26 protein-coding genes are annotated in these 20,365 nt (G+C 54.9%); 25 read left to right on the plus strand and 1 reads right to left on the minus strand.

The window, feature by feature from the left end:
- Window positions 1–49: 49 nt before the first annotated feature.
- From traV to SK53_RS21515, 6 genes are read left to right on the plus strand one after another with little or no spacing between them, the layout of a single operon-like run.
- Complete coding sequence (gene traV / locus SK53_RS21490) at window positions 50–604, plus strand: type IV conjugative transfer system lipoprotein TraV (protein ID WP_048209994.1); 555 nt, start codon at window positions 50–52, stop codon at window positions 602–604.
- Complete coding sequence (locus SK53_RS21495) at window positions 601–855, plus strand: hypothetical protein (RefSeq protein ID WP_039265190.1); 255 nt, start codon at window positions 601–603, stop codon at window positions 853–855. The genes traV and SK53_RS21495 overlap by 4 nt, the downstream gene beginning before the upstream one ends.
- Window positions 852–3,461 carry a type IV secretion system protein TraC gene (traC, locus tag SK53_RS21500; protein WP_048209995.1) on the plus strand — a complete coding sequence of 870 codons (2,610 nt, stop codon included), beginning with the start codon at window positions 852–854 and terminating at the stop codon, window positions 3,459–3,461. The genes SK53_RS21495 and traC overlap by 4 nt, the downstream gene beginning before the upstream one ends.
- Entirely contained in the window at window positions 3,458–3,871 is a 414-nt protein-coding gene (gene trbI / locus SK53_RS21505; RefSeq protein WP_045354563.1) for a type-F conjugative transfer system protein TrbI, read from the plus strand. Before traC ends, trbI begins: the two co-directional genes overlap by 4 nt.
- The gene (gene traW / locus SK53_RS21510; RefSeq protein ID WP_048209996.1) at window positions 3,868–4,503 is read left to right on the plus strand and encodes a type-F conjugative transfer system protein TraW; all 636 of its coding nucleotides are present in this window, start codon (window positions 3,868–3,870) and stop codon (window positions 4,501–4,503) included. The genes trbI and traW overlap by 4 nt, the downstream gene beginning before the upstream one ends.
- Window positions 4,500–4,850, plus strand: a complete 351-nt coding sequence (locus tag SK53_RS21515) for a hypothetical protein (protein ID WP_045354560.1) — start codon at window positions 4,500–4,502, stop codon at window positions 4,848–4,850. Before traW ends, SK53_RS21515 begins: the two co-directional genes overlap by 4 nt.
- Window positions 4,851–4,865: 15 nt before the next feature.
- On the opposite strand, the gene SK53_RS21520 is transcribed toward SK53_RS21515, so the two are convergent.
- Window positions 4,866–5,210 (minus strand): hypothetical protein, encoded by a 345-nt coding sequence (locus SK53_RS21520; RefSeq protein ID WP_232764366.1) that lies wholly within the window; start codon window positions 5,208–5,210, stop codon window positions 4,866–4,868.
- Window positions 5,211–5,295: 85 nt separating this feature from the next.
- On the opposite strand from SK53_RS21520, the gene SK53_RS21525 reads away from it, so the two are divergent.
- The 19 genes from SK53_RS21525 (at window position 5,296) to SK53_RS21615 (ending at window position 20,284) form a co-directional block, all read left to right on the plus strand.
- Window positions 5,296–5,688 (plus strand): hypothetical protein, encoded by a 393-nt coding sequence (locus SK53_RS21525; RefSeq protein ID WP_048209997.1) that lies wholly within the window; start codon window positions 5,296–5,298, stop codon window positions 5,686–5,688.
- Window positions 5,679–5,957 carry a hypothetical protein gene (locus SK53_RS21530; RefSeq protein ID WP_039265183.1) on the plus strand — a complete coding sequence of 93 codons (279 nt, stop codon included), beginning with the start codon at window positions 5,679–5,681 and terminating at the stop codon, window positions 5,955–5,957. The genes SK53_RS21525 and SK53_RS21530 overlap by 10 nt, the downstream gene beginning before the upstream one ends.
- Window positions 5,948–6,988 carry a hypothetical protein gene (locus SK53_RS21535; RefSeq protein WP_048209998.1) on the plus strand — a complete coding sequence of 347 codons (1,041 nt, stop codon included), beginning with the start codon at window positions 5,948–5,950 and terminating at the stop codon, window positions 6,986–6,988. Before SK53_RS21530 ends, SK53_RS21535 begins: the two co-directional genes overlap by 10 nt.
- Window positions 6,989–7,091: 103 nt before the next feature.
- Window positions 7,092–7,307 (plus strand): hypothetical protein, encoded by a 216-nt coding sequence (locus SK53_RS21540; RefSeq protein WP_039265180.1) that lies wholly within the window; start codon window positions 7,092–7,094, stop codon window positions 7,305–7,307.
- Window positions 7,308–7,362: 55 nt separating this feature from the next.
- Complete coding sequence (locus SK53_RS21545) at window positions 7,363–7,686, plus strand: hypothetical protein (RefSeq protein ID WP_023345504.1); 324 nt, start codon at window positions 7,363–7,365, stop codon at window positions 7,684–7,686.
- Window positions 7,683–8,681 carry a conjugal transfer pilus assembly protein TraU gene (gene traU, locus SK53_RS21550; RefSeq protein ID WP_048209999.1) on the plus strand — a complete coding sequence of 333 codons (999 nt, stop codon included), beginning with the start codon at window positions 7,683–7,685 and terminating at the stop codon, window positions 8,679–8,681. Before SK53_RS21545 ends, traU begins: the two co-directional genes overlap by 4 nt.
- Window positions 8,682–8,691: 10 nt before the next feature.
- Entirely contained in the window at window positions 8,692–9,315 is a 624-nt protein-coding gene (trbC, locus tag SK53_RS21555; RefSeq protein WP_039265177.1) for a type-F conjugative transfer system pilin assembly protein TrbC, read from the plus strand.
- A complete protein-coding gene (gene traN / locus SK53_RS21560) occupies window positions 9,312–11,147 on the plus strand; it encodes a type-F conjugative transfer system mating-pair stabilization protein TraN (protein WP_048210000.1) in 1,836 nt (611 codons plus the stop codon). The genes trbC and traN overlap by 4 nt, the downstream gene beginning before the upstream one ends.
- The gene (gene traF, locus SK53_RS21565) at window positions 11,144–11,926 is read left to right on the plus strand and encodes a type-F conjugative transfer system pilin assembly protein TraF (protein WP_039265175.1); all 783 of its coding nucleotides are present in this window, start codon (window positions 11,144–11,146) and stop codon (window positions 11,924–11,926) included. Before traN ends, traF begins: the two co-directional genes overlap by 4 nt.
- A 9-nt stretch (window positions 11,927–11,935) precedes the next feature.
- A complete protein-coding gene (locus SK53_RS21570) occupies window positions 11,936–12,403 on the plus strand; it encodes a hypothetical protein (protein ID WP_048210001.1) in 468 nt (155 codons plus the stop codon).
- Entirely contained in the window at window positions 12,400–12,618 is a 219-nt protein-coding gene (locus tag SK53_RS21575) for a hypothetical protein (RefSeq protein ID WP_032656077.1), read from the plus strand. The genes SK53_RS21570 and SK53_RS21575 overlap by 4 nt, the downstream gene beginning before the upstream one ends.
- Window positions 12,608–13,216 (plus strand): type-F conjugative transfer system pilin assembly thiol-disulfide isomerase TrbB, encoded by a 609-nt coding sequence (locus SK53_RS21580; RefSeq protein WP_032656074.1) that lies wholly within the window; start codon window positions 12,608–12,610, stop codon window positions 13,214–13,216. The genes SK53_RS21575 and SK53_RS21580 overlap by 11 nt, the downstream gene beginning before the upstream one ends.
- A 17-nt stretch (window positions 13,217–13,233) precedes the next feature.
- Entirely contained in the window at window positions 13,234–13,497 is a 264-nt protein-coding gene (locus tag SK53_RS21585) for a hypothetical protein (RefSeq protein ID WP_032656071.1), read from the plus strand.
- Window positions 13,494–13,898: a hypothetical protein gene (locus SK53_RS21590; RefSeq protein ID WP_048210002.1), complete on the plus strand. Its 405-nt coding sequence runs from the start codon at window positions 13,494–13,496 to the stop codon at window positions 13,896–13,898. The genes SK53_RS21585 and SK53_RS21590 overlap by 4 nt, the downstream gene beginning before the upstream one ends.
- On the plus strand, window positions 13,891–15,255 hold the full coding sequence (gene traH, locus SK53_RS21595) for a conjugal transfer pilus assembly protein TraH (protein WP_048210003.1): 1,365 nt from the start codon (window positions 13,891–13,893) through the stop codon (window positions 15,253–15,255). The genes SK53_RS21590 and traH overlap by 8 nt, the downstream gene beginning before the upstream one ends.
- Window positions 15,255–18,212 carry a conjugal transfer mating-pair stabilization protein TraG gene (traG, locus tag SK53_RS21600; RefSeq protein WP_048210004.1) on the plus strand — a complete coding sequence of 986 codons (2,958 nt, stop codon included), beginning with the start codon at window positions 15,255–15,257 and terminating at the stop codon, window positions 18,210–18,212. Before traH ends, traG begins: the two co-directional genes overlap by 1 nt.
- Window position 18,213: 1 nt before the next feature.
- Window positions 18,214–18,903: a hypothetical protein gene (locus tag SK53_RS21605; RefSeq protein ID WP_048210005.1), complete on the plus strand. Its 690-nt coding sequence runs from the start codon at window positions 18,214–18,216 to the stop codon at window positions 18,901–18,903.
- Window positions 18,904–19,050: 147 nt separating this feature from the next.
- Window positions 19,051–19,782 carry a conjugal transfer complement resistance protein TraT gene (gene traT, locus SK53_RS21610; RefSeq protein WP_048210006.1) on the plus strand — a complete coding sequence of 244 codons (732 nt, stop codon included), beginning with the start codon at window positions 19,051–19,053 and terminating at the stop codon, window positions 19,780–19,782.
- 190 nt (window positions 19,783–19,972) lie between these two features.
- Window positions 19,973–20,284: a hypothetical protein gene (locus SK53_RS21615; protein WP_048210007.1), complete on the plus strand. Its 312-nt coding sequence runs from the start codon at window positions 19,973–19,975 to the stop codon at window positions 20,282–20,284.
- Window positions 20,285–20,365: the final 81 nt, after the last annotated feature.

Consider the following 20,365-nt stretch of genomic DNA (forward strand, 5'->3'; position numbering starts at 1 on the left):
AGTATTACCCCTCCCTGAATACCGCTTAAATTAAAACCGGAGTTACCCCATGAAAAAACTACTGGGTGCTGCACTGCTGTGCAGCGCACTGACCGGCTGCGCCGGTCTCAATTCTGATTTCGACTGCAACAAGACCGCGACCGACCAGTGCCTGACTACCGGTGAGGCCAACAAGCTGGCCGCTCAGGGTAAAAGTCTGGATGACCTGACGGCAGAGAAAACCGCAAAAAAGCCTGCGGGTGAAACCCTGCCGGCACTGCGCAATTCAGCACCGGCCGTGAATCCCTTCCGTCCTGTCTCCGCCGCAGCAACCGGAACCACCGCCACTAAGCCTTCTGCACCGCGCCCTCTGACCACAGCGCCGGCGAAATCGTCTGGCTCGCTGGTCACGCCGCTGGCCACATCCAGCCATGCGCCCCCTGTGCCGGTTAACTCTGCGGGCCGCGTTCCGGTTCAGCGTATTCCTGACGCCACGCAGCGCCTGTGGATTGCCCCCTGGGTGGACACGGACGACAACTTTCATCAGCCGGCTGTGGTCGAGTTCGTGAAAAACAAATCCCACTGGGATGAGAGCTACCGCGTTATCGGGGAGGGCGGGGAATGAGCAGCCATTACGTTACCGGCAAGAACGGCATCGATCATCTGGCGAAATCGTTAGTCCATTCACGGAAAGGGACGGCGCAAATCACCGCCACACAGTCAGTCGATACCGATGATGAAACGCTGGCCGTTCTGAGCGTGAGCTGTAACTGGCAGATTAAGACCACCGGTGATGCACCGCACACCGGCCAGATGAACGAAGAAAAGCTGCGTCGCCTGGAGTTAATCCGGGCCGCTGCGGAGGGCCGAAAATGAGTTTTGTCGACAGCCTGATGGATATGCTGAAAAACGGGAAAGAGGAAGACGGTGCAGCAACGGCCCGCAACAACCTTTCCCAGACCTGGGACTATCCGTCCCTGGTCGCTGCGCTGCCGTACCGGTATTACGACGACAGGAATGAAATTTTCGTCAACGCCGGCTCTGCGGGTTTCATTATGGAAGCCGCCCCGCTTCCTGGTGCGAACGAGCAGGTGATGGCCGCGCTCGATGACATGCTGCGTAAGAAGCTTCCCCGCCAGACCCCTGTGACCGTGATTATGCTTGCCAGCAAGTGTGTCGGGGAACGCATCGATCGCGGCGTGAGTAACGACATGTGGAAAGGGGGGATGGCCGAACATCTCAATAAAATTACCCGCGCGTTCTGGCAGCGTTCCGCGCTGCACGGCCTGGCCAACGAACGGGAATACCCGCTCTACCTGCGTAACTACCGTATCTTTATTGTCTATGGTCAGCCCATTAAGCGCGCTTCCCAGGTGCAGCGGGTGATGGATGACCTGATTCAGATACGTAACACTATCCGCGTCTCACTGGGAGCCGCGCGCATCGACAGCATGAACACCGATGTGCACGCATTCCTGTCTGCGGTACGCGAGCAGATGAACTACCGTCAGGAACAGGTGCTGACGTCCTCCGGGGACTACAACGAGGATGAGAAGCTCAACCGCCAGGTGGTTGATCCCGGGATTGACCTGAAGGTGCATCCATCGCATATCCGGATGGAGCTGCCTGAAACCATTGACGCGCGCGGGACACGCCTGCCGGCATCGGCATGTCGCATCATCAACATGCAGCTTGCTAAAAATCCGCGTCGATTCGCGCTCTGGCAGGGGGCTGACAATCTGCAGAACCTGCGTTTTCCCGACCTCGGGATACCCTGCCCCTTTATGCTGACCTGGACGACGGCGCTGGAAGAACAGACCAAAAGTCAGAGCGAGGCTTTCCGTAAAGACCAGGACCTGTCTAAAAAGGCCAACTCAGCCTACGCTGCACTGTTCCCCAACACCAAAAAGGCTGCAGAGGAATGGCGGCGTACCCGGGAGCAGCTTCACAGCAATGAAATCGCGCTCTGCAATACCTACTTCAACCTGACCCTGTTCGCCCCGGATAACAATACCGAGGCACAGAAGTGTGAACTGGCCGCCGTCAACGTGTTCCGTAAGAACGAGCTGGAAATGGTGACGATACAGTACCAGCAGATGCGCAACTGGCTGGCCAGCTTCCCGTTCGTCATGCAGGAAGGGATGTGGGAAGACCTGAAGATGACGGGGGCAACGCTACGCTCCAAGTCATGGAACGCGGTGAGCCTGATGCCGGTCGTCGCCGAACGCCAGCTGTCCAACGTGGGTATGCCACTGCCGACCTACCGCAACCAGGTGGCATTCTACGACATGTTTGGTGAAGAGAACGGCAGTACCAACTTTAACATCGCCGTCACCGGCACGTCCGGGGCCGGTAAATCCTTCCTGACGCAGGGCATTCTTCGTGACGTACTGAATGCCGGGGGATACGCCTGGGTTATCGACATGGGGGACAGCTACAAGAACTACTGTCACCAGGCCGGCGGGGTTTATCTCGATGGCTCTAAACTGCGCTTTAACCCGTTCGCCAACGTTAAGGACATTAATCATTCTGCGGAAGGGATTGTGCGCCTGCTGACGGTACTCGCCAGTCCGACGCAGCCGCTGGATGGCGTCTGTGAAGCAATCCTGCAGAAAGCGGTAATGGATGCGTGGGAGAAGAAGGCAAACAAAGCCCGTATCGACGACGTTCATAATTACCTGACCAATGAGGACGTGAATCAGGCGTCCGCAGATAAGCCGACCATCATCGCGCGCCTTGCTGAGCTGGCCATGCTGCTTGAGACCTACTGCACCTGGGGACCCGACGGAGAATACTTCAACGCCGACACCCCGACGCTCGATGGTGAAACCCGCTTCGCGGTGCTGGAGCTGCTGAGCCTGGAAGACAAGCCGAAGCTGCTCTCGTCCATCCTGTTCTCGCTCATTCTGGCGATACAGGAAAAGATGTACCACAGCCCGCGCGACCTCAAAAAAGTCTGCATCATCGACGAGGCCTGGCGCCTGCTGGGTGGCTCCAACCCACACGCGGCAAGGTTCATCGAAACCGGCTACCGTACTGTGCGTCGTCACCGTGGCGCGTTTATCACCATCACCCAGGGCATTAAGGACTTCAGCGCCAGTAAGGAAGCGGAAGCCGCCTGGAACAACAGCTCCACCAAAATCACCCTCCTGCAGGATGCGAAGGCGTTTAAACAGTACCTTGCCGATAACCCGGATCAGTTCTCGGACATGGAAAAAGAAGTTATCCGTGGCTTCCAGCCAGCCCTGCAGACCGGCTACAGCTCCCTGCTGATAAACGCCGGTGAATACAGCTCCTTCCATCGACTGTTCGTCGATCCCGTGACGCGTGCCATGTTCAGCTCGCGCGGCGAGGACTTTGCTTTCATGCAGAAAGCGCAGAAAGAAGGGGGGGCAACTGCGGAAGAAGCGGCGTATATGCTGGCGGAGAAAAAATACGGCAGTGAACTTCGTGAACTTGAAGAGTGGGTGAAAGCAGCATGAGTGAACAACAGGACAAGCCGTATGACGGCGACACCGTCCGCGACGGTGTAACGATCGCCAGCAAAACATCCCGCTGGGTTAAAGCCGGCATGCAGGGGCTGGCGGGACTTCTGGTTATGACAGGCGTGGCATATGTGACGGCGAAAGCCGTCACCCCGGAGGTGGTGGTCTTCGACATGAAGGGAACGGTGGACCTCTTTAAGCAGCAGTCCGCGCAGCTGCCGCTCGATGAAGGTCGGGCAAAAGCGATGACAGTGCAGTTCAACGCAGCGCTGACGGATAGTCTCACAGAGTGGCAGGCCTCACACAACGCCATCATTCTGGTGAAACCGGCGGTGATAAGCCCGCAGCGCGATATCACGAATGAAATCCGTGTTGATATCGCACGACGCACCCAGGGGGGCCAGTGAAAAAACGACTGCAGCTGACGGCCATGATGCTGCTGATGCTCTCCGCCGGCAGCGGGGCGAAAGATCTCGGTACCTGGGGCAACGTCTTCGAGCCTGCAGAGCAGGACATGCTGGCGTTTATCCAGAATCGCCTGAAGGGAATGGAGCAGACGGGCGAGCTGGACCGCCTTCGCAAAGAGGCAACGGAAAGAGTGAAGGAGCATGCGGTACGTCCGACGCCGGTGGAAGGGCTCACAAAAGCGAAGGAATACCGCAGCTTTGCCTGGGACCCGACATTTACCGTGAAGGAAACGATCACAGACATGCAGGGCAACGTGATCGCCCGCAAGGGTGACACGGTCAATCCTCTGGATAAGGTGCCCTTCAGCCAGGTGCTCTTTTTTATCGACGGCGATGACAAGGAGCAGGTGAACTGGGCACGACAGCAGCTCGCCGACCAGACCAGCGTGAAGGTCATCCTGGTGAACGGCAACATCAAAGAAACCAGTGATGCGCTGAATGAACGTATCTACTTCGACCAGTCTGGCGTACTGACCCGTAAATTCGGTTTTGAACACATCCCCGCGCGGATATCGCGCGACGGCCGCGTGATGAAAGTGGAAGAAATACCTGTTAAGGGAGACGGTAAATGATATTTCTGCTTGTTCTGTCCGTTATAACGGGTATCGCAGGTTGTGCGATTACAACAGCATGGTTACCGGCGAACCTGCGCTGGCAGGGAGTCCAGTGCGCGGTATTTACCCTGATTATTCAGGGCTGCATTCTTAAGGTCATACCACTCGACACGGACGGTAGCGGACTTTTGATTGCTGCCGGACTGATGCTTTCCCAGTGGTTCGCCCCCCTTATCGCTAAAGAGACAAGGAAATTGAGAGTGCATTTCAGGATACCTTCAGTGCCCGGTTATCTGCTGATGTACATCCTGTGCCTGGTGCTGATCGGTGCCAGCTGGTTTCCCATCTGGATGGTTTTGAGATGAGATAATACCAGCTGCTTACCAGAAGCTTTTGAGAAGTAAAAAAGTCAGTCCAAAAAATACGACAGTGAAACATATCGCCAGAATGAAATACGGCACGCGGTAATTCGAGGCATCGCTACCTGTTATCTGCCGCAGGTTTAAATCAGCAATTAAGGATGACCAGGTCAGAACAAACATGAAGCAGATAAAAAATAAAGTCAGAAAGACATAATCAGCAAAAGATGTCGCTGGAATGCACGACCTCGCTCCAGTACTGAGAAGAGCAAATAAGGTGCCGGAGGCAATTAAATCCCTCACCAGATTTCGGGTTGCTTCAAGTTGATTATCAGTTGGCTGTATACGCCTGAGTCTGTACATCATTTTCCCCATTCTTTCCGTTCCCGTGTTTTAGCCAGTCCGCAAGAATTCTGATGATGCACGGTAAAATACATTAAAGGTACTCAAAATGACTGCAACAACGTTAGGTGACCTGTTTCCCGAAATGCGTCAGGCGGTTACATCCCCTCGACGTTACGCCAGAAAACCGCGCAAACCCGCTGAGATAACGCCGCGCATGGGAACAGCAGAACGACTGAAGACGCTGTACCCCGAAATTGACTCCTGGCATCCGGTACTGGTGACCAAAGCCTGGCTCCACTGGTGTGAGCAGAACCAGCAGGACAGCCGGGAGCCGTCCAGGCGTGATGAACGTTTCCCGGACTACATCATTCACCTCTTACTGGAGAACATGCGGGCCGAGGACAGCGCGAAACGTAAAAAGGGCACGACGCTGTCACTTTCCGAGCGTCTCGACAGGTTGTTTGCAGGCGAAGGGCAGGAGAACGCTGAATGTCACTGATACACAATAACACTGTGCCCCCTGCGTCTCAGCACATGACAGGCCACAATGCTGATACCAAAGGCGGCGACGAAACCGTGAATCAACTCTGTCAGCTGTACCCTGAGATCGCTTCATGGCAACCGGCGCTGATCGCCGGTGCCTGGCATCAGTGGTGCGCGAATAACCAGCGTCAGCCTATAGCGCCGGAGGAACGGGATGAGGCGTTTCCCCTGTACCTCGTCAGGCTTATCCGCAACAGAATGGAGGAGATGAACGCATGGCGTTAATCGGCTGCTTCACCGGCCCTCAGGGGCAGCAGGGGCTGCAGGGAGTGCTCACCTGTTTGCGCGATACCGAGGGCATGACCGGTATTCTGGTCGTCGTTGCGCTGCTCGCTGCCTGGATTGTTGTTCAGTACGTGGCATGTGCACGGCGTGAACGCCGGATGTGGGAGAGCAGACCGGGAAAACCCCTCCCTCTCCCACAATTTGGTAATGCCTGTCATGCAACTGCTGTGCATGACTTTGCAAACCGGAATTATTACCAGGCGATGCTGGCCGAGATGGAAAAAGCGCTGTTTTCGGCAGGCTATGAATTGACGCGGGATGCATCGCGCAGCACACGGCTGGCAAATACAGACAGACGTGACATCAGCCGGAAAGTGACTCGTGTGCGCCACCGCTATATGACCCCGCTCATCTCAGAACAGATGCTGAATGACAGCATTGATGATGCCATGAAAAATGGTTCCGCAGATGAATGGCTGAATCTGCTTATCCAGGGCAGTGAGCGGGAAGGGTGGTATATCACCCGGAGCGCAGAGGCGGCAGGAGCGGTACTGAGCGACAGGCAAAAATGTCTCTGGCCGCTCAGGCAGGTGATGATCACCCTGAAGTCAGACAGCCTCGTCATTACCCGTGATTTCGTTCAGGGGCTGAACGCAGCGGCCGACGCTGTAAGCAACATGGCGTTCCCCGACATGGCTGATGAACCCGACCTCAGCGCTGTGCCTGTGAACATCTGTGGATTTCAGGTGACACTGATGCGCCAGCTCTGCAACACCCCGCCGGGATTTTTCCCGGATGAAAGCGGCAGCAGTGTACCGGATGAATTGTTCAGTCAGATGCCTGAGCTAAAGTACGGTGAGAAGCGTATTGTCGTCTTTGCGCAGATAACGTCAGCACCTGCGAAAGACGTCCTGGCCCGATTCATCAGAACCGTCGGCGACCGTATTGCGGCAGGAGAGGAATATGCGGCTGATTACGATGATAACAACGGGTATGCCTTTATCGTCCTGCGGACCAGAAGACCCAACTGATTCAACCGCGCTGCCCTTCAGGATGTTCGGTGCTCACTGCGTTGCGCTCCGCCTCAGCCTGAATGGCCTCACGGTTTCCGATTAACCCCGACCAGGTAATGCCATGAAAAAAGACCCTGATACTGAAAAGGGCCAGAATGTTACAGCCGTTCGTCATGATGAAAAATCAGCTTTACGGCTTAAGGCCATTCTTGCAGAAAATCCCCTTTATTATCCCTCAATAGTGTTAAGAGCTGGCTTACTGGCTCTTGAGGACATGTCCAAAGACCAGCGGCTGGCATTCATCATGAAGGCGGCCGACAAAACCAAAAACCATTAATCCTGTTTTAAGCCCTCCCGCCGTCCGGTGGCTGCGGCACTTCCGGAGATACCCCATGACTCACCCTGAATCTGTCAGGCCGGTGACGGTTACCCGTGACCGCAACGGCTTCTGGACGCACCCTCATTATTTTGCACCTGCCAGTGATGAGGCCACACAGACTGAGTTTGGCGACTGGATGCGCCAGCACAATCTGATCTGTGCCACCCGCTGGATGGAAAACGACGCGCCTCCCCAGGTGATCGCCGACTGGGAAAAGGGAAAACAAAACATCAGTGACTGGCTTCCTTCCGCGCCAGAGGGGGAGGGCTGGTTCATTGGCTCCATTCATGACACTGAGGACGGCCCGGTCTGTGTATGGCTGCGGGAGGTGAAATGAAGCGTTTTTCATGGCTTGCCGGCGTGATGCTGGTCCTGCTGTCCTGGATGCCAGCTCAGGCAACGGCCGCAGCCAGCAACGCGGGTGATGGCCGCTGGGTTAACCCGATAAGCGATGTCTGCTGGAAGTGTCTGTTTCCGATGACGCTCGGGAATATTCAGCTGGCCGCCGGTCCACAAAAGGATACCAACAACCCGGCTTCGCCGATCCAGATTTGCTCATATGGTGTGTTTTATCGTATCGGTCTGGCCATCGGATTCTGGGAGCCAATGGCGATGGTGGACGTAACCCGTGAGCCTGGCGTCATGGTCAACATGGGCGGCTTTAAAATCGATCTCGGACGAACGGGAACGGGAACCGCCGGGCAGAGTGACCGGCCCGCTGCCGGCACGTTCTACCATGTTCACTGGTACAAATATCCGCTGATTTTCTGGCTGAACATCATCACCAGCCTGGGGTGTCTGCAAACCGGCGACATGGATATTGCCTATCTCTCCGAAGTTGATCCTCTCTGGAATGACAGCACGCTTTCGATGCTGATTAACCCCGAGGCTGCGCTTTTCGGCAACCTGATAGCTCAGGGGGCCTGTGCTGCTGACGCAGTTGCATCATCTGCGGGTCTTCCTCTGTCGCCGCTGTTCTGGTGCGCGGGAAGTCAGGGGTCTATCTATCCGCTAACAGGCTTTACCAGCGGTGAGTTTTCTCCGCTCGAGGCCTCTCTGCTGGTCGGAGAGCGAATGGCCTTCAAGATGCATCGTGAGGGGCTGGTCTGGAACTCTGTGGGCGCGGACGTCGCCGTATGTAACCAGTATCCATCCCCGATCATCCCGAAAGAGCGATGGCGATACCAGATGGTGAACATGTACCCCGAACCGGGCAACTGCCATCCCTTCGGGGCCAGCACGCAGCTCTGGGGCACGACGCATAACTCGCCATCCTCCAAAAAGAACTTCGGCTACCTCTTCTGGCGCAAACGTAACTGCGTATTCCTTTAAGGACATGACAATGAAAAACGCTTATCTCCGGGCGCTGACGATCAGCGTCATGATTGCTTTCTCGCCGCTGGCACTGGCGAGCGCCCAGACCGATATCTCCGTCTCCGACCATAGCTGGATAAAAGGTCAGCAGGATGCGCTGACAGCGATGAAGGAAGACCTGCAGGGGCATCCGGCGGCCGCACCCGTCTTACCGCAGCAGCAACTGGACCTGATTAACCGCCTGCAGGGCGATATCGCAGCCCGGACCAACACGATGGGGGAAAAAGGCACGTTCCCGGCTATTTACTTTGTGAGCCTCGGTATTCCACGTGAAGGCCTGCTGCCCATGCTGAAGGATGCCCGCCGTTACAACATTCCGCCGACGCTGCGCGGTCTGGTGAATAACGACATGCGACAGACCGCGGCGGCTATGTTTGAGCTGAGTAAGGAGGACAAGGACGCCGGCGTGCAAATCGATCCAACGTTGTTCACTCAGTACAACATCACCACGGTGCCCGCCCTGGTGGTGACCTGCCCTGGCCACTATGACGTCATCAGGGGAAGCCTGCCCCTGCAGCAGGCTCTCGAAAAAGTCGCTGAAAGTGGTGATTGTGCGGCAACGGCACGCCATCTTCTGGAGGCCGGCAAATGAAAAAACTGCTTTCAGCGGTGCTGATGCTTTTTCCGCTTCTGGCTGGCGCAGCTGATCCTGCCTTTGAGGCGGGAGCGAGCTTTGGCAAAGGCAATGCTTCCGCCGGCACGGGAGCCCTGAAGAACCCGGATACCGTCACGGGGGCAATACCAGGCTATACCGCTAATCCACCGGAGAAAGGGTATTACGGCGGCGTGGATGGCGGAGACGGCGGGCTGGCCAACAAAGGGCAGGCCGCTCTGCAGGGCAATGACGCAGCGCAGTCGGTTATCAACGCCGGAAAAACGAACCCGACGCCCGCCATCGACCCGAACGCACCTTTCATCACAATCGGAAAAAATGCGGAGAGTACGGCAGACGGGATCATGAATGGCACCAGTCAGCAGTGTAAGGAGACGACGGTATCAAAATCGACGTTTGAGAACTTTACCTGCGATCGGGATATGGCCACCATCCAGACGTGCGGAAGAAGAGCCAGTATCACCGGGCATTATGAGGATAACTACAGCTATAAGACCATCACCATAGATTCAGACAATCTGGACGTCAGCAGCCCGCAAGTGTCCTACAGCATGCCGGAAGGAACGGTGTATTCAGCGACGATGAATTACACGTTCAAGAAAAATTTAGCGTTCAGCAACGATCTCTGGTTCCTGAACATTACGGCTCTCGGTTCGCTGATGACGATGTACCAGACCTCCGGATCGTATGACCTGCCTCCGGGTAAGAGTTTTACCGAAGGAGAGAAGCTGACTATCACGTTTAATAACAAAAGAAACGTACCCGAAAGGGTTGCCAGCATTTGGCAGACCGGAAAAACCAACCACATGTACCATTTTGTCATCACCATCGTTTACCGTACCGGCACTAAGGTTTGGGTTCCGCAGACGACCTGGACTGAAAGCTGTGGTTTTGACAAAAAATCGGCCCTGTCCAGCGCAGGCAGTATCTGTACCGAACCAGGCGGCACTCGTACCATCACTGTCGACGGGAAGCAGTACAGCCAGACAAACAGTTGCTGGGCATATTCAGATTCTTATGTGACGGGTACCAGTTCTCGCGGGAACTGCGGTTCGCTGATGGATAACCCCGCCTGCACGCTCTCTTCCCATTCCTGTACAACAACTGAGTCGGGCATCTGTACCCATCAGTCAGAAACGTATCAGTGTCAGAAAACCTGGTCATCAAGCGGTCTGGTCTGCGGCGGGGAGTATATATGTCAGTCCGGTGCCTGCGATGAGACGAACGGTACCGGTGATAACGGGTTTGATACGGCTGTGGCCAAACTCGCGGGCCTGGCCTCTGCGGCAGAAGATGTCAGGGATCAGAACAGCACTATAGATGTCAGGGCCTTCACGGGTAAGGCCATGAGCTGCCGTAAGGCGTTTGCAGGCTTCTCCAACTGCTGCAAGGATTCCGGCTGGGGACAGGATACGGGGCTTGCCGCCTGTAACGATGATGAATTAGCTCTCGGGAAGGCCAAAGCCAAAAAGATCACCGTCAGCGTCGGCGATCGCTGTGACCGTCAGGTGCTGGGTGCCTGCATCCAGAAAAGTCAGGTCTACTGCGTCTTTGACGGCAAGCTTGCCCGCATCATTCAGGAGCAGGGGCGTCGCGACCAGCTGGGCGTTAAGTTCGGCAGCGGCGACAGCCCGAACTGCCGGGGGATCACGGTCCCAGAGCTGCAGAGTATCGACTTCGACAAAATCAACTTCTCTGACTTCTACGAGGATTTGATGAAGAACCAGAAAATCCCCGATACCAGCACGCAGGTCCAGCAGATTAAGGAGCGCATCGCCGCGCAGGTGAACCAGCAGGGAGGTGGTAAATGAAGCGTGTCCTCTGTGGCCTGCTCATGGCGCTGGCGAGCCATACGGCAGTGGCCGAGGAGATTGTGACGCCGGCAGAGCCGTTCACCGGCTGGTCCTGGTACAACGAGCCGAAAAAGCCGCCGGAGCAGTCCAGAAAGCCACAACAGCCTGCACCGCAGGCCATTCCGGACCTCAGCAGAATGTCCCCGATGGAGCAGGCCCGGGTACTGAAAGGGTACACACAGGAGGCGCTTAATCGCGCCATCCTGTACCCCTCGCGGGAAAACACGGCGACGTTCCTGCGCTGGCAGAAGTTCTGGACCGATCGGGCATCGATGTTCAGCCAGTCCTTTGCGGCGGCGCAGCTGAGCCACCCGGATCTCGACTACAACCTGGAGTATCCGCACTACAACAGCATGGCGCCGTTTATGCAGACCCGCGACCAGCAGACGCGGCAGAGCGCCGTGGAGCAGCTGGCGCAACAGTACGGTCTGTTCTACTTCTACCGGGGCAGTGACCCGATTGACGTGCAGATGGCGGGCGTGGTGGCGGACTTTGCGAAAACCAACGGGATTTCGCTTATCCCGGTATCGGTTGACGGTCAGGTGGCCGCCTCCCTGCCGCAGAGCCGTCCGGATACGGGGCAGTCCCGGTCAATGAATATTACGCACTTCCCGGCGCTCTACCTTGTTGACCCCCGGAGCAAGAATTACCGCGCGCTGTCATACGGCTTCATGACGCAGGATGACCTGTCTAAGCGATTCCTGAACGTGGCCACCGGCTTTAAACCGAATTCCTGAGAGTTTCTTATGACAAAAATGCTTTTACCCCTCATCCGTGATGCAGGGCGTTTTGCCCTGTTCACCCTTGTCTTCGGCCCGGCGCTGTTGCTGTACGGTATTGTGATAGCCATATCGCTGGAGGGCTCGCTGGCCGGGCAGTTTGTGAAAGAGGCGCAAACGCTAACCAAAGGCGCGCCCGACGGTAAGGTAATGCAGTGCGTTACGCATTATGAACCGGCACCACGACCCCGGCTACCTGAACCCGGCGAGGAGGCCAGTCCTCCTTCTTATCAGCTCCCGCCGATGTCGATTTGCCATCGTGAACCGGTTGACAGCGAACGCTGGACAAAGCCGATGGATGCCACGCTTTTCAACTTCTGGCTGATAGCTGCGCTCTTCGGCGCAACTCTGGGTTTTCTGACCCATCTGTATATTCATCGTCGCGCCTCTGTGCATGAGGGGCGTGATATCTTCCAAAAGGAAACACATGTATGAATGCATCCCTTGTTGCAGGACTGATTTTCTGGGGCACGATGGCGCGCGTACTGAGCGAGCTGATGACCTGGTCGGTTGAGCATACGCAGCAGGGGCTTTTATGGCTCTGCAATGGTATGTGGGCCGGGGCGGCTGGCATGGTGGTGTATGCCGTGTATCGCTGGTTCCGTGACGAAAGAGGGCAAACGCATAAGGAAGGCGACCATGAACATTAAAACCGGACTCACGGCTCTGCTGATGGCCATACCGCTGCTGGCGAACGCCGGGGCGCGCGAGGAGTTAGTGGCGCTTGAAGCGACAAAAACGGCCTCTGCTGACGCTGCAGCCGTCACCGCCTCCACCATTCCGGTTCCCGCGCCGGTAAACCTGATGTCGCTGCCGGACGGTCGCCAGGCAAACATGAAGGATTATGCGGTGGTGCTCTTTATGCAGGCGCACTGTCAGTACAGCGCGAAGTTTGACCCGCTGCTGAAGGGCTGGGCCGATGAGCATGCCATCAGGGTGTACCCGTACACCCTTGACGGCGGCGGGGACGTATCTTACCCGACCCCGATGATCCCGCGTAAGACGGACCCTAACTCTCCCATCGCAGATGAGATTGTCACCTTCTTCGGAAACGGTTTGCCAATTGCGACACCGACGGCCTTTATGGTCAACGTCAACACCCTGAAAGCCTATCCACTCACCCAGGGCGTGATGGAAATCCCCACGCTTGAAAGCCGTATGGCCAGCCTGATTCAGGCCGACCTGGATAATGTTGACCCGAAATCGCTGCCGCCGATGCCGGCAAGTGCGCAGGTCACCCCTCAGTAAGACAACCGGACTTCAACATGAATACAACATCGTATGCATTATCGCGTGCCGAGCGCGTGTGGCTGCTGTTCAGCATGACGTTGCTGGTATCTGCCGCGTTTTACGGGACGCTGGCCCATCGCGTGGTCAGCGCACTGTCCCGCCCGGAAATGACTCTTTACCTTCAGGACGTGCCGGTGCTGCTGCTCATTTCGCTGAGTGTCGGCTTCTTTTTCACTGCCACCGGGTTGTACATCTGCCGTCTGACCCTGTCCCGGAAACCCCGTGAGGAGATCGCATGAAATTCACCAGACTGAAAACCTGTGTCCGCAATGGCTTCATTAAACAGATGAAGGACTCTGAGGGGAGCAAAGAGTCCCGGCAGTGGGCGAATTTATTCACGCTGAAACTGCTGTACAGCCTTGTTTTCTTTATCTTCGCTGAAAGAATTTATGTGTGGTGGGCTGACAACACGCTGGCTGCCATGCCGGAGCCGCTTGTTCGTTCTGAACAGTTTACACTCTCGCTGCTCATCCATTATCCGCAGTATCTCCTGTGGGCGATCATGAGTGGTCTGTTTGCAGTACTGGTACTGCACTGCATTCTGTGCTGTGTGGGCAAACTTGAGGAATCCCTGTACTGCCGGATAACCCGAAAAGACAGCGGGTTGGAGCCTGAGAGAACAGAGGTGCCCAATGATTAAGGCACTGATAACGGCAGGCGCTGTCTTTCTGGCTGGGCTGGTTGCACTGCCGGCGAAGGCGGACGTCAACGGCGACCTGAACGGTTTCTTCAATAATCTGGGCTACAGCGGCAACGTGACTCAGGCACAGGCCTGGCAGGGACAGGCGGCCGGGTATTTCTCGGGTGGTTCTGTCTATCTGCGAAACCCCGTCAAAAACGTGCAGCTCATCTCAATGCAGTTGCCCTCCCTGAACGCCGGCTGCGGCGGTATCGATGCCTATCTGGGGTCGTTCAGTATGATCAGCGGCGAAGAAATCCAGCGATTCGTGAAGCAAATCATGAGCAACGCCGCTGGCTATGCCTTCGACCTGGCTCTGCAGACGATGGTACCGGAGCTGAAGCAGGCGAAAGACTTTCTGCAGAAACTGGCCAGTGACGTGAACAGCATGAACATGAGTTCATGCCAGGCCGCTCAGGGCATCATCGGCGGGCTGTGGCCAGTGACGCAGGTCTCTCAGCAGAAAATCTGTCAGGACATTGCCGGCGAAACCAACATGTTTTCCGACTGGGCGGCTTCCCGTCAGGGCTGCACCGTCGGAGGACAGGGCGACAAAGTCACGGCTAAGGCCGGGGATGCTGAGAAGGATCAGGTGCTGAAGAACAAAAACCTTATCTGGGACACCCTCAGTAAGAATGGTCTTCTCGGCAACGACCGCGCGCTGAAGGAGCTGGTCATGAGTACCGTCGGCTCCATCATTTTCAACAAGGATGGCGATGTGACAATTCTGACGCCGCTGGTTGATAACCGCGACCTGATTAAAGTCCTGATGCGCGGGGGGACGGCGAAGGTCTACGGATGCGACGAATCCACTCTGTGTCTGGGACCTGTTGTCACCAGTCTGACGATTTCTGAGTCCAACGCTCTGGTCACGCTGGTTAAAAACCTGATGCTCTCAATGCAGAACAAGCTGGTCGACGATACTGCGCTGACCGATCAGGAAAAAGGCTTTGTGAACACCACCTCTGTACCGGTGCTGAAGTATCTGACTAACGCCCAGAGTATGGGGATGAGCGCCACGTACCTTCTGCAGGTTTCCGACTTCATTGCTCAGGACCTGATGATTCAGTACCTCCAGGAGCTGGTGAAACAGGCAAGCCTGTCTCTGGCCGGCAAGAACTTCCCTGAAGAAGCAGCCGCAAAACTACGCGACAACATCATTCATGCGCAGGGACTTCTCGCTGACATGAAGCTGCAGTCAGCAGCCGATCAGAACGCGCTGGACGGTATCGACCGCAACATGCAGTACCTGCAGCAACAGGTATCCACCATTGTTTCAGGCTCCTATCAAAGCAACTATCACTGGGGTGATCGCTGATGCTTGAGATATATACCATTTATGGCGGGGGAATGTGGAAAACGGCGCTGGACGCCGTTGTCACCCTTGTCGGCCAGAATACTTTCCACACCTTACTGCGTATTGCCGGCACCTTCGGTGTGCTGGCCGTACTGCTTACCTTCATCAAACAGCGTAACCCGATGGTTTTCGTTCAGTGGCTGGCGGTCTTCATGATCCTGACTTCCATCCTGCTGGTACCGAAACGCTCAGTGCAGGTCATTGACCTGTCCGATCCCGGTGCGGTCTGGGTAACCGATAACGTACCGGTTGGCCTGGCGGCTATCGCGTCGCTGACGACCAGTATCGGGTATAAGATGGCGTCAGTTTACGACATGCTGATGGCCAGACCCGACTCGGTGACCTACAGCAAAACCGGGATGCTGTTTGGCTCGCAGATTGTGGCAGAAACCAGTGACTTCGCCACGCAAAACCCGGAGCTGGCGCAGATGCTGCCGGATTACGTGGAAAACTGTGTGATCGGCGACATTCTTCTGAATGGTAAATACACAATCAATCAGCTGCTCAATTCCACTGACCCGCTGACGCTGATAACCAGTAACCCAAGCCCTCTGCGGGGCATCTTTAAGATGACCTCCACCTCACGCCAGTTCCTGACCTGCCAGCAGGCCGCAACGGAGATACAGAAGCTCGCCAATACTGACGTCAACCCGGGGAGTGCGACGTTTACCTGGCTGACGAGAAAGGTCTTCGGCAACAAGCTGAATGGCGCGACGCTTCTGGCCAACGCTATGGGGGAAAGCTACGGATATTTTTATTCCGGTGGTATGACTGCTGCGCAGATCATGAAGAACAACATCACGAACAGTGCAGTACGGCAGGGGATCAAGGGTTTTGCCGCTCGCTCATCCGATACGGCTAACCTGCTTAATCTGGCCACCGAGAACGCTGCAACAAAACAGCGACTCAGCTGGGCTGCAGGTAACGAGCTGGCGACCCGAACGCTGCCGTTTGCACAGTCCCTGCTGATGCTTATCCTGGTTTGCCTGTTCCCGCTGATGATTGCGCTGGCCGCGTCAAACCACACGCTTTTTGGTCTGAACACCCTGAAAATATACGTTTCCGGTTTTATCTATTTCCAGATGTGGCCAGTGATGTTCGCCATTCTTAACTATGCCGCCAACTACTGGCTGCAGAGCCAGTCCGGGGGCACGCCCCTGGTGCTGGCCAACAAGGATGTGGTTGCGCTGCAGCATTCGGACGTGGCGAATCTGGCAGGGTATTTGTCCCTTTCCATTCCGGTGCTGTCGTTCTATCTGACCAAAGGTGCTGCGGCGATGGGCTCTCAGGTGGCAGGGAGTGTACTCAGCTCGGGCGCCTTCACGTCAGCAGGTGTGGCCGCGACCACAGCCGACGGAAACTGGTCGTTTAACAACATGTCGATGGACAATGTCAGCCAGAACAAGATGGATACCAACCTGATGCAGCGTCAGGGTCAGCAAACCTGGCAGGCGGATAACGGCTCCACGCAGACTCAGACGGCCGGTGGCCATACGGTTATCGACGGCTCGGGTGCAATGTCGAACCTGCCGGTGAACATGAAGCTCAGCCAGCTGGCCAGCAGTGGATTCCAGGAGTCCGCCCGTCAGTCGCAGGTACAGGCGCAGACTGCACTCGATGGCTACAACCACAGCGTTACCAGTGGCTGGTCACAGCTCTCTCAGCTTTCTAATCAGACCGGTACCAGCGACAGCCTGACCAGCGGTAGTGAAAATAGCCAGGCCACTAATGCAACGCGCGGTGCTGGCATGATGTTGTCTGCCGCTGAAAGTTATGCGAAAGCAAACAACATCTCGACGCAGGAAGCCTATAACAAACTGATGGATATCAGTAATCAGGGTTCTATATCTGCAGGCATTAAAGGAACGGCCGGAGGGGGGCTTAATCTGGGTGTTGTTAAGTTAGGTGCTGAAGGAAGTGTTTCAGGCGATTTGCGGCATTCGACGGGCAGCTCAAGAGGAATCCAGAATTCAGATTCCCATTCGCAAGATATGCGGCATGATCAGAACAGCCAGGCAGTTAATGACTTCCGCCAGGGTATGGATATGGTTAAAAGCAGCCGTATCACCGATGGCGCGAATCATTCCGAAAATGCAGCAAGCAGTAATGTTCAGCAGCTGGCCGCAACACTCAATGATGCTGAAAGCCAGTACCATCAGTACACCACCAGTTCTACACAGAGTAGCGAGTTCAGTCGGATGGCCACCGTTGCGCAGAATCAGAGCGCAAGCCTCGATACGAACTATACGCAGGAGTTTGTGGACTGGGCGGCTAATAAATACGGTGATAAGGCCCAGTCCATGCTGACAAGTGCGCCGTCGGCGCGAGAAGCTGCGATGGAATTCGTAAATGAGCGTCTCAAACCTGAAATTATGGGGGATTATCAGCAGGGTCGTTCAGATCTTACCAGCGGCCAGGAGCATGCACCATTCAGTGGTGAGCATATTGTTCAGCCAGCGGGCGGCAGTCAGCAGGTATCAGGTTCATCTGGTCATGATGCTGGAGTCAGTTACAGCTCTCAGAATGGTGGTGCTCATAGCTCGGGAGGTGTTGGCGGCGAAAAAGTACGTGGTGATGCTATGCAGGAGTCCTATAGAGAAAATCAGGCTAAGTTGCATGAACATTCTACGCAGGATTTTGGTCCTCAGAATGAATTACAGCGCCGAGTGGCGGAACAAAGATCTGAAAATGAGCATAAAATCAACGAATCTGCTGGGGAAATTGATAAAAAACAATCCACTGTTCAGGCATCCAGTGATATCCTGAAAGGAGAAAACTTAATCGGTCAAGGGCGATTCAAGCTTGGTCGTGCCGAAGCTGAACTGGATCAATCAAGTAAACTCAATCCGTTTAATGATCTCCAACCAGATGAACTGCAACAGAGAGTGGCAGAATTAAGGAAGAAAACTGGAGGGTAAAATGAACAAAAAAGTAAGTGCTTATTGTTGTTTCATTCCAATCGGCATTTATGCAGCTTATTCTTTAAGCATGCAGGTACTTTTTGACGTGCCATTTATGGCTAAGAGCATGCTCTTATCAATTATCCCCAGCGCTATCTATCTGCTCTGCTTTTGGAAGTTACGAAGCAGCCAAAGAGGGATGAGTTTAAAAGCAACTTTCCTGAGTAACGTGGTGCTTGCAGTCTTGCTAACCTTCCTGATGGCGTATGTAGGCAATGATACAGAAAGTGCTTTAATAGCAGGCATAGCTGTTCACTCGTTAATAGCTTTTATCCTAGTGGGAGCAGTATTGCGACCTACTACTTACAAGGATAATACCCTTCTTAAGGATGAAGATAATGGGCGGATATACGTTATCCGGAACGGGATAGCTCATGTGTTACCAGATAATGAGGCTCAACGCCTTAGCGCTATTGACAACAAAATTATCAGCTTTTCAGGCAGCCAAATGAGTATCCAAGATGCCGGTATAACCCCTGTTCCTTTAAATACTTCCTTCAACGATTCGTTCAGTAATGGAATAACGGTGAACCCTGCATCAGGAATGCCAATGGTTGGTGGCATCTCTGGCCTGGATATACACGGAAACAGTTGGGGAACAAACTTCAACGAACCTTTAAATACGTATGACCCTAACCGGGGATACTGAGAGTAAGGGGGCAATGGCCCCCTTAATTTTTGTAGTAATCTAAGCCAATCATCTATTTAACCTAAATTCCCTTTCAAATCAGCCGATAACATCTCTGTTAGCTATCTCTCGCTAACGGGGACGTTTTTCTATGCACAGGAAGAATTCATGAAATTAAAACAATTAGCCGTTGTAGGTCTGATCGCTTCTACTCTTGCACTGTCAGGTTGTGGTGCCATGTCCACTGCGGTGAAGAAGCGTAATCTCGATGTCAAAACTCAGATGAGTGAAACCATCTGGCTGGAGCCATCATCAGAGAAAACGGTTTATCTTCAGATCCGTAATACCTCTGACAAGGACATGTCTGGTCTGCAGGCACAAATTACAAATGAACTGGCCGCCAAAGGCTACCGCGTCACCAGTTCTCCTGACGCCGCCTACTACTGGATTCAGGCAAACGTGCTGAAAGCCGAAAAGATGGATCTGCGTGATGCGCAGGGCTTCCTCAAGACCGGGTACGAAGGTGCGGCAATGGGAGCGGCACTGGGTGCGGGTATTACGGCGTATAACTCGTCTTCAGCGGGCGCAACGCTGGGTGTAGGTCTTGCCAGTGGCCTGATTGGTATGGCTGCAGATGCAATGGTTGAAGACGTGAACTACACGATGGTGACCGATCTGCAAATTTCCGAGCGCAGCAAGGCGACCGTCACGACTGACAATATTGCTGCACTGAAGCAGGGAACCTCAGGCGTCAAGCTACAGACCAGCTCAGAACAGGGTAACCGCGCCAAATACCAGACCCGTGTGGTATCAAATGCCAACAAGGTAAACCTCAAGTTCGAAGAGGCGAAACCTGTCCTGGAAGCTCAGCTGGCCAAATCCATCGCCGGCATCATGTAATACCCTGCGGCTGTGGCGACCGTCACAGCCTGTTCCCCCTCAGACTGATATTTACCGCGTTCTTTCCGGAGCAGGGTGCGTCAGTGCTTTCTGTCAGTTACCAGTAATTACGCTTCCTCGCATGACTGCGCCAGGCGCAGCCCTGTCTGCGGCGAGCGTTGCGTCCTTAATTTCAAGGAGTTCGTCCATCATGATGCATCAGAGAAATGAACGTGCAGATTACTCAGCTGAATTCTGGTCACTTATCCATCTGGAAAGCGAGCTGATGGCAGCAAGGGCCTGGATGAATGTATTCGGTTCACTTCCTGAGGGGCAGGGTATGACCATTGTTGCTTTCTGGGCTGGCTATGAATTTACCCTTTATGATCTGGAGCCCCGGGAGTGGCATTCAGCGGTTTATAGGGATGTGGCCTCGTCAGTCCGTTCTGTGGCTGCATACATTAATAAACAGGACTGGGAGGACGGATGTCAGCAGGCCAGGTATGAACTGAGTCAGATGTAATAACCTGACGATTAACCCCCCCACGCGGTACCACATTTTTTCATCACCCTTTTCAACGCTTCTTCTCTGATAACACACATC

The organism is Enterobacter sp. MGH119 (assembly GCF_001037675.1).
Lineage (GTDB): Bacteria > Pseudomonadota > Gammaproteobacteria > Enterobacterales > Enterobacteriaceae > Enterobacter > Enterobacter hormaechei_C.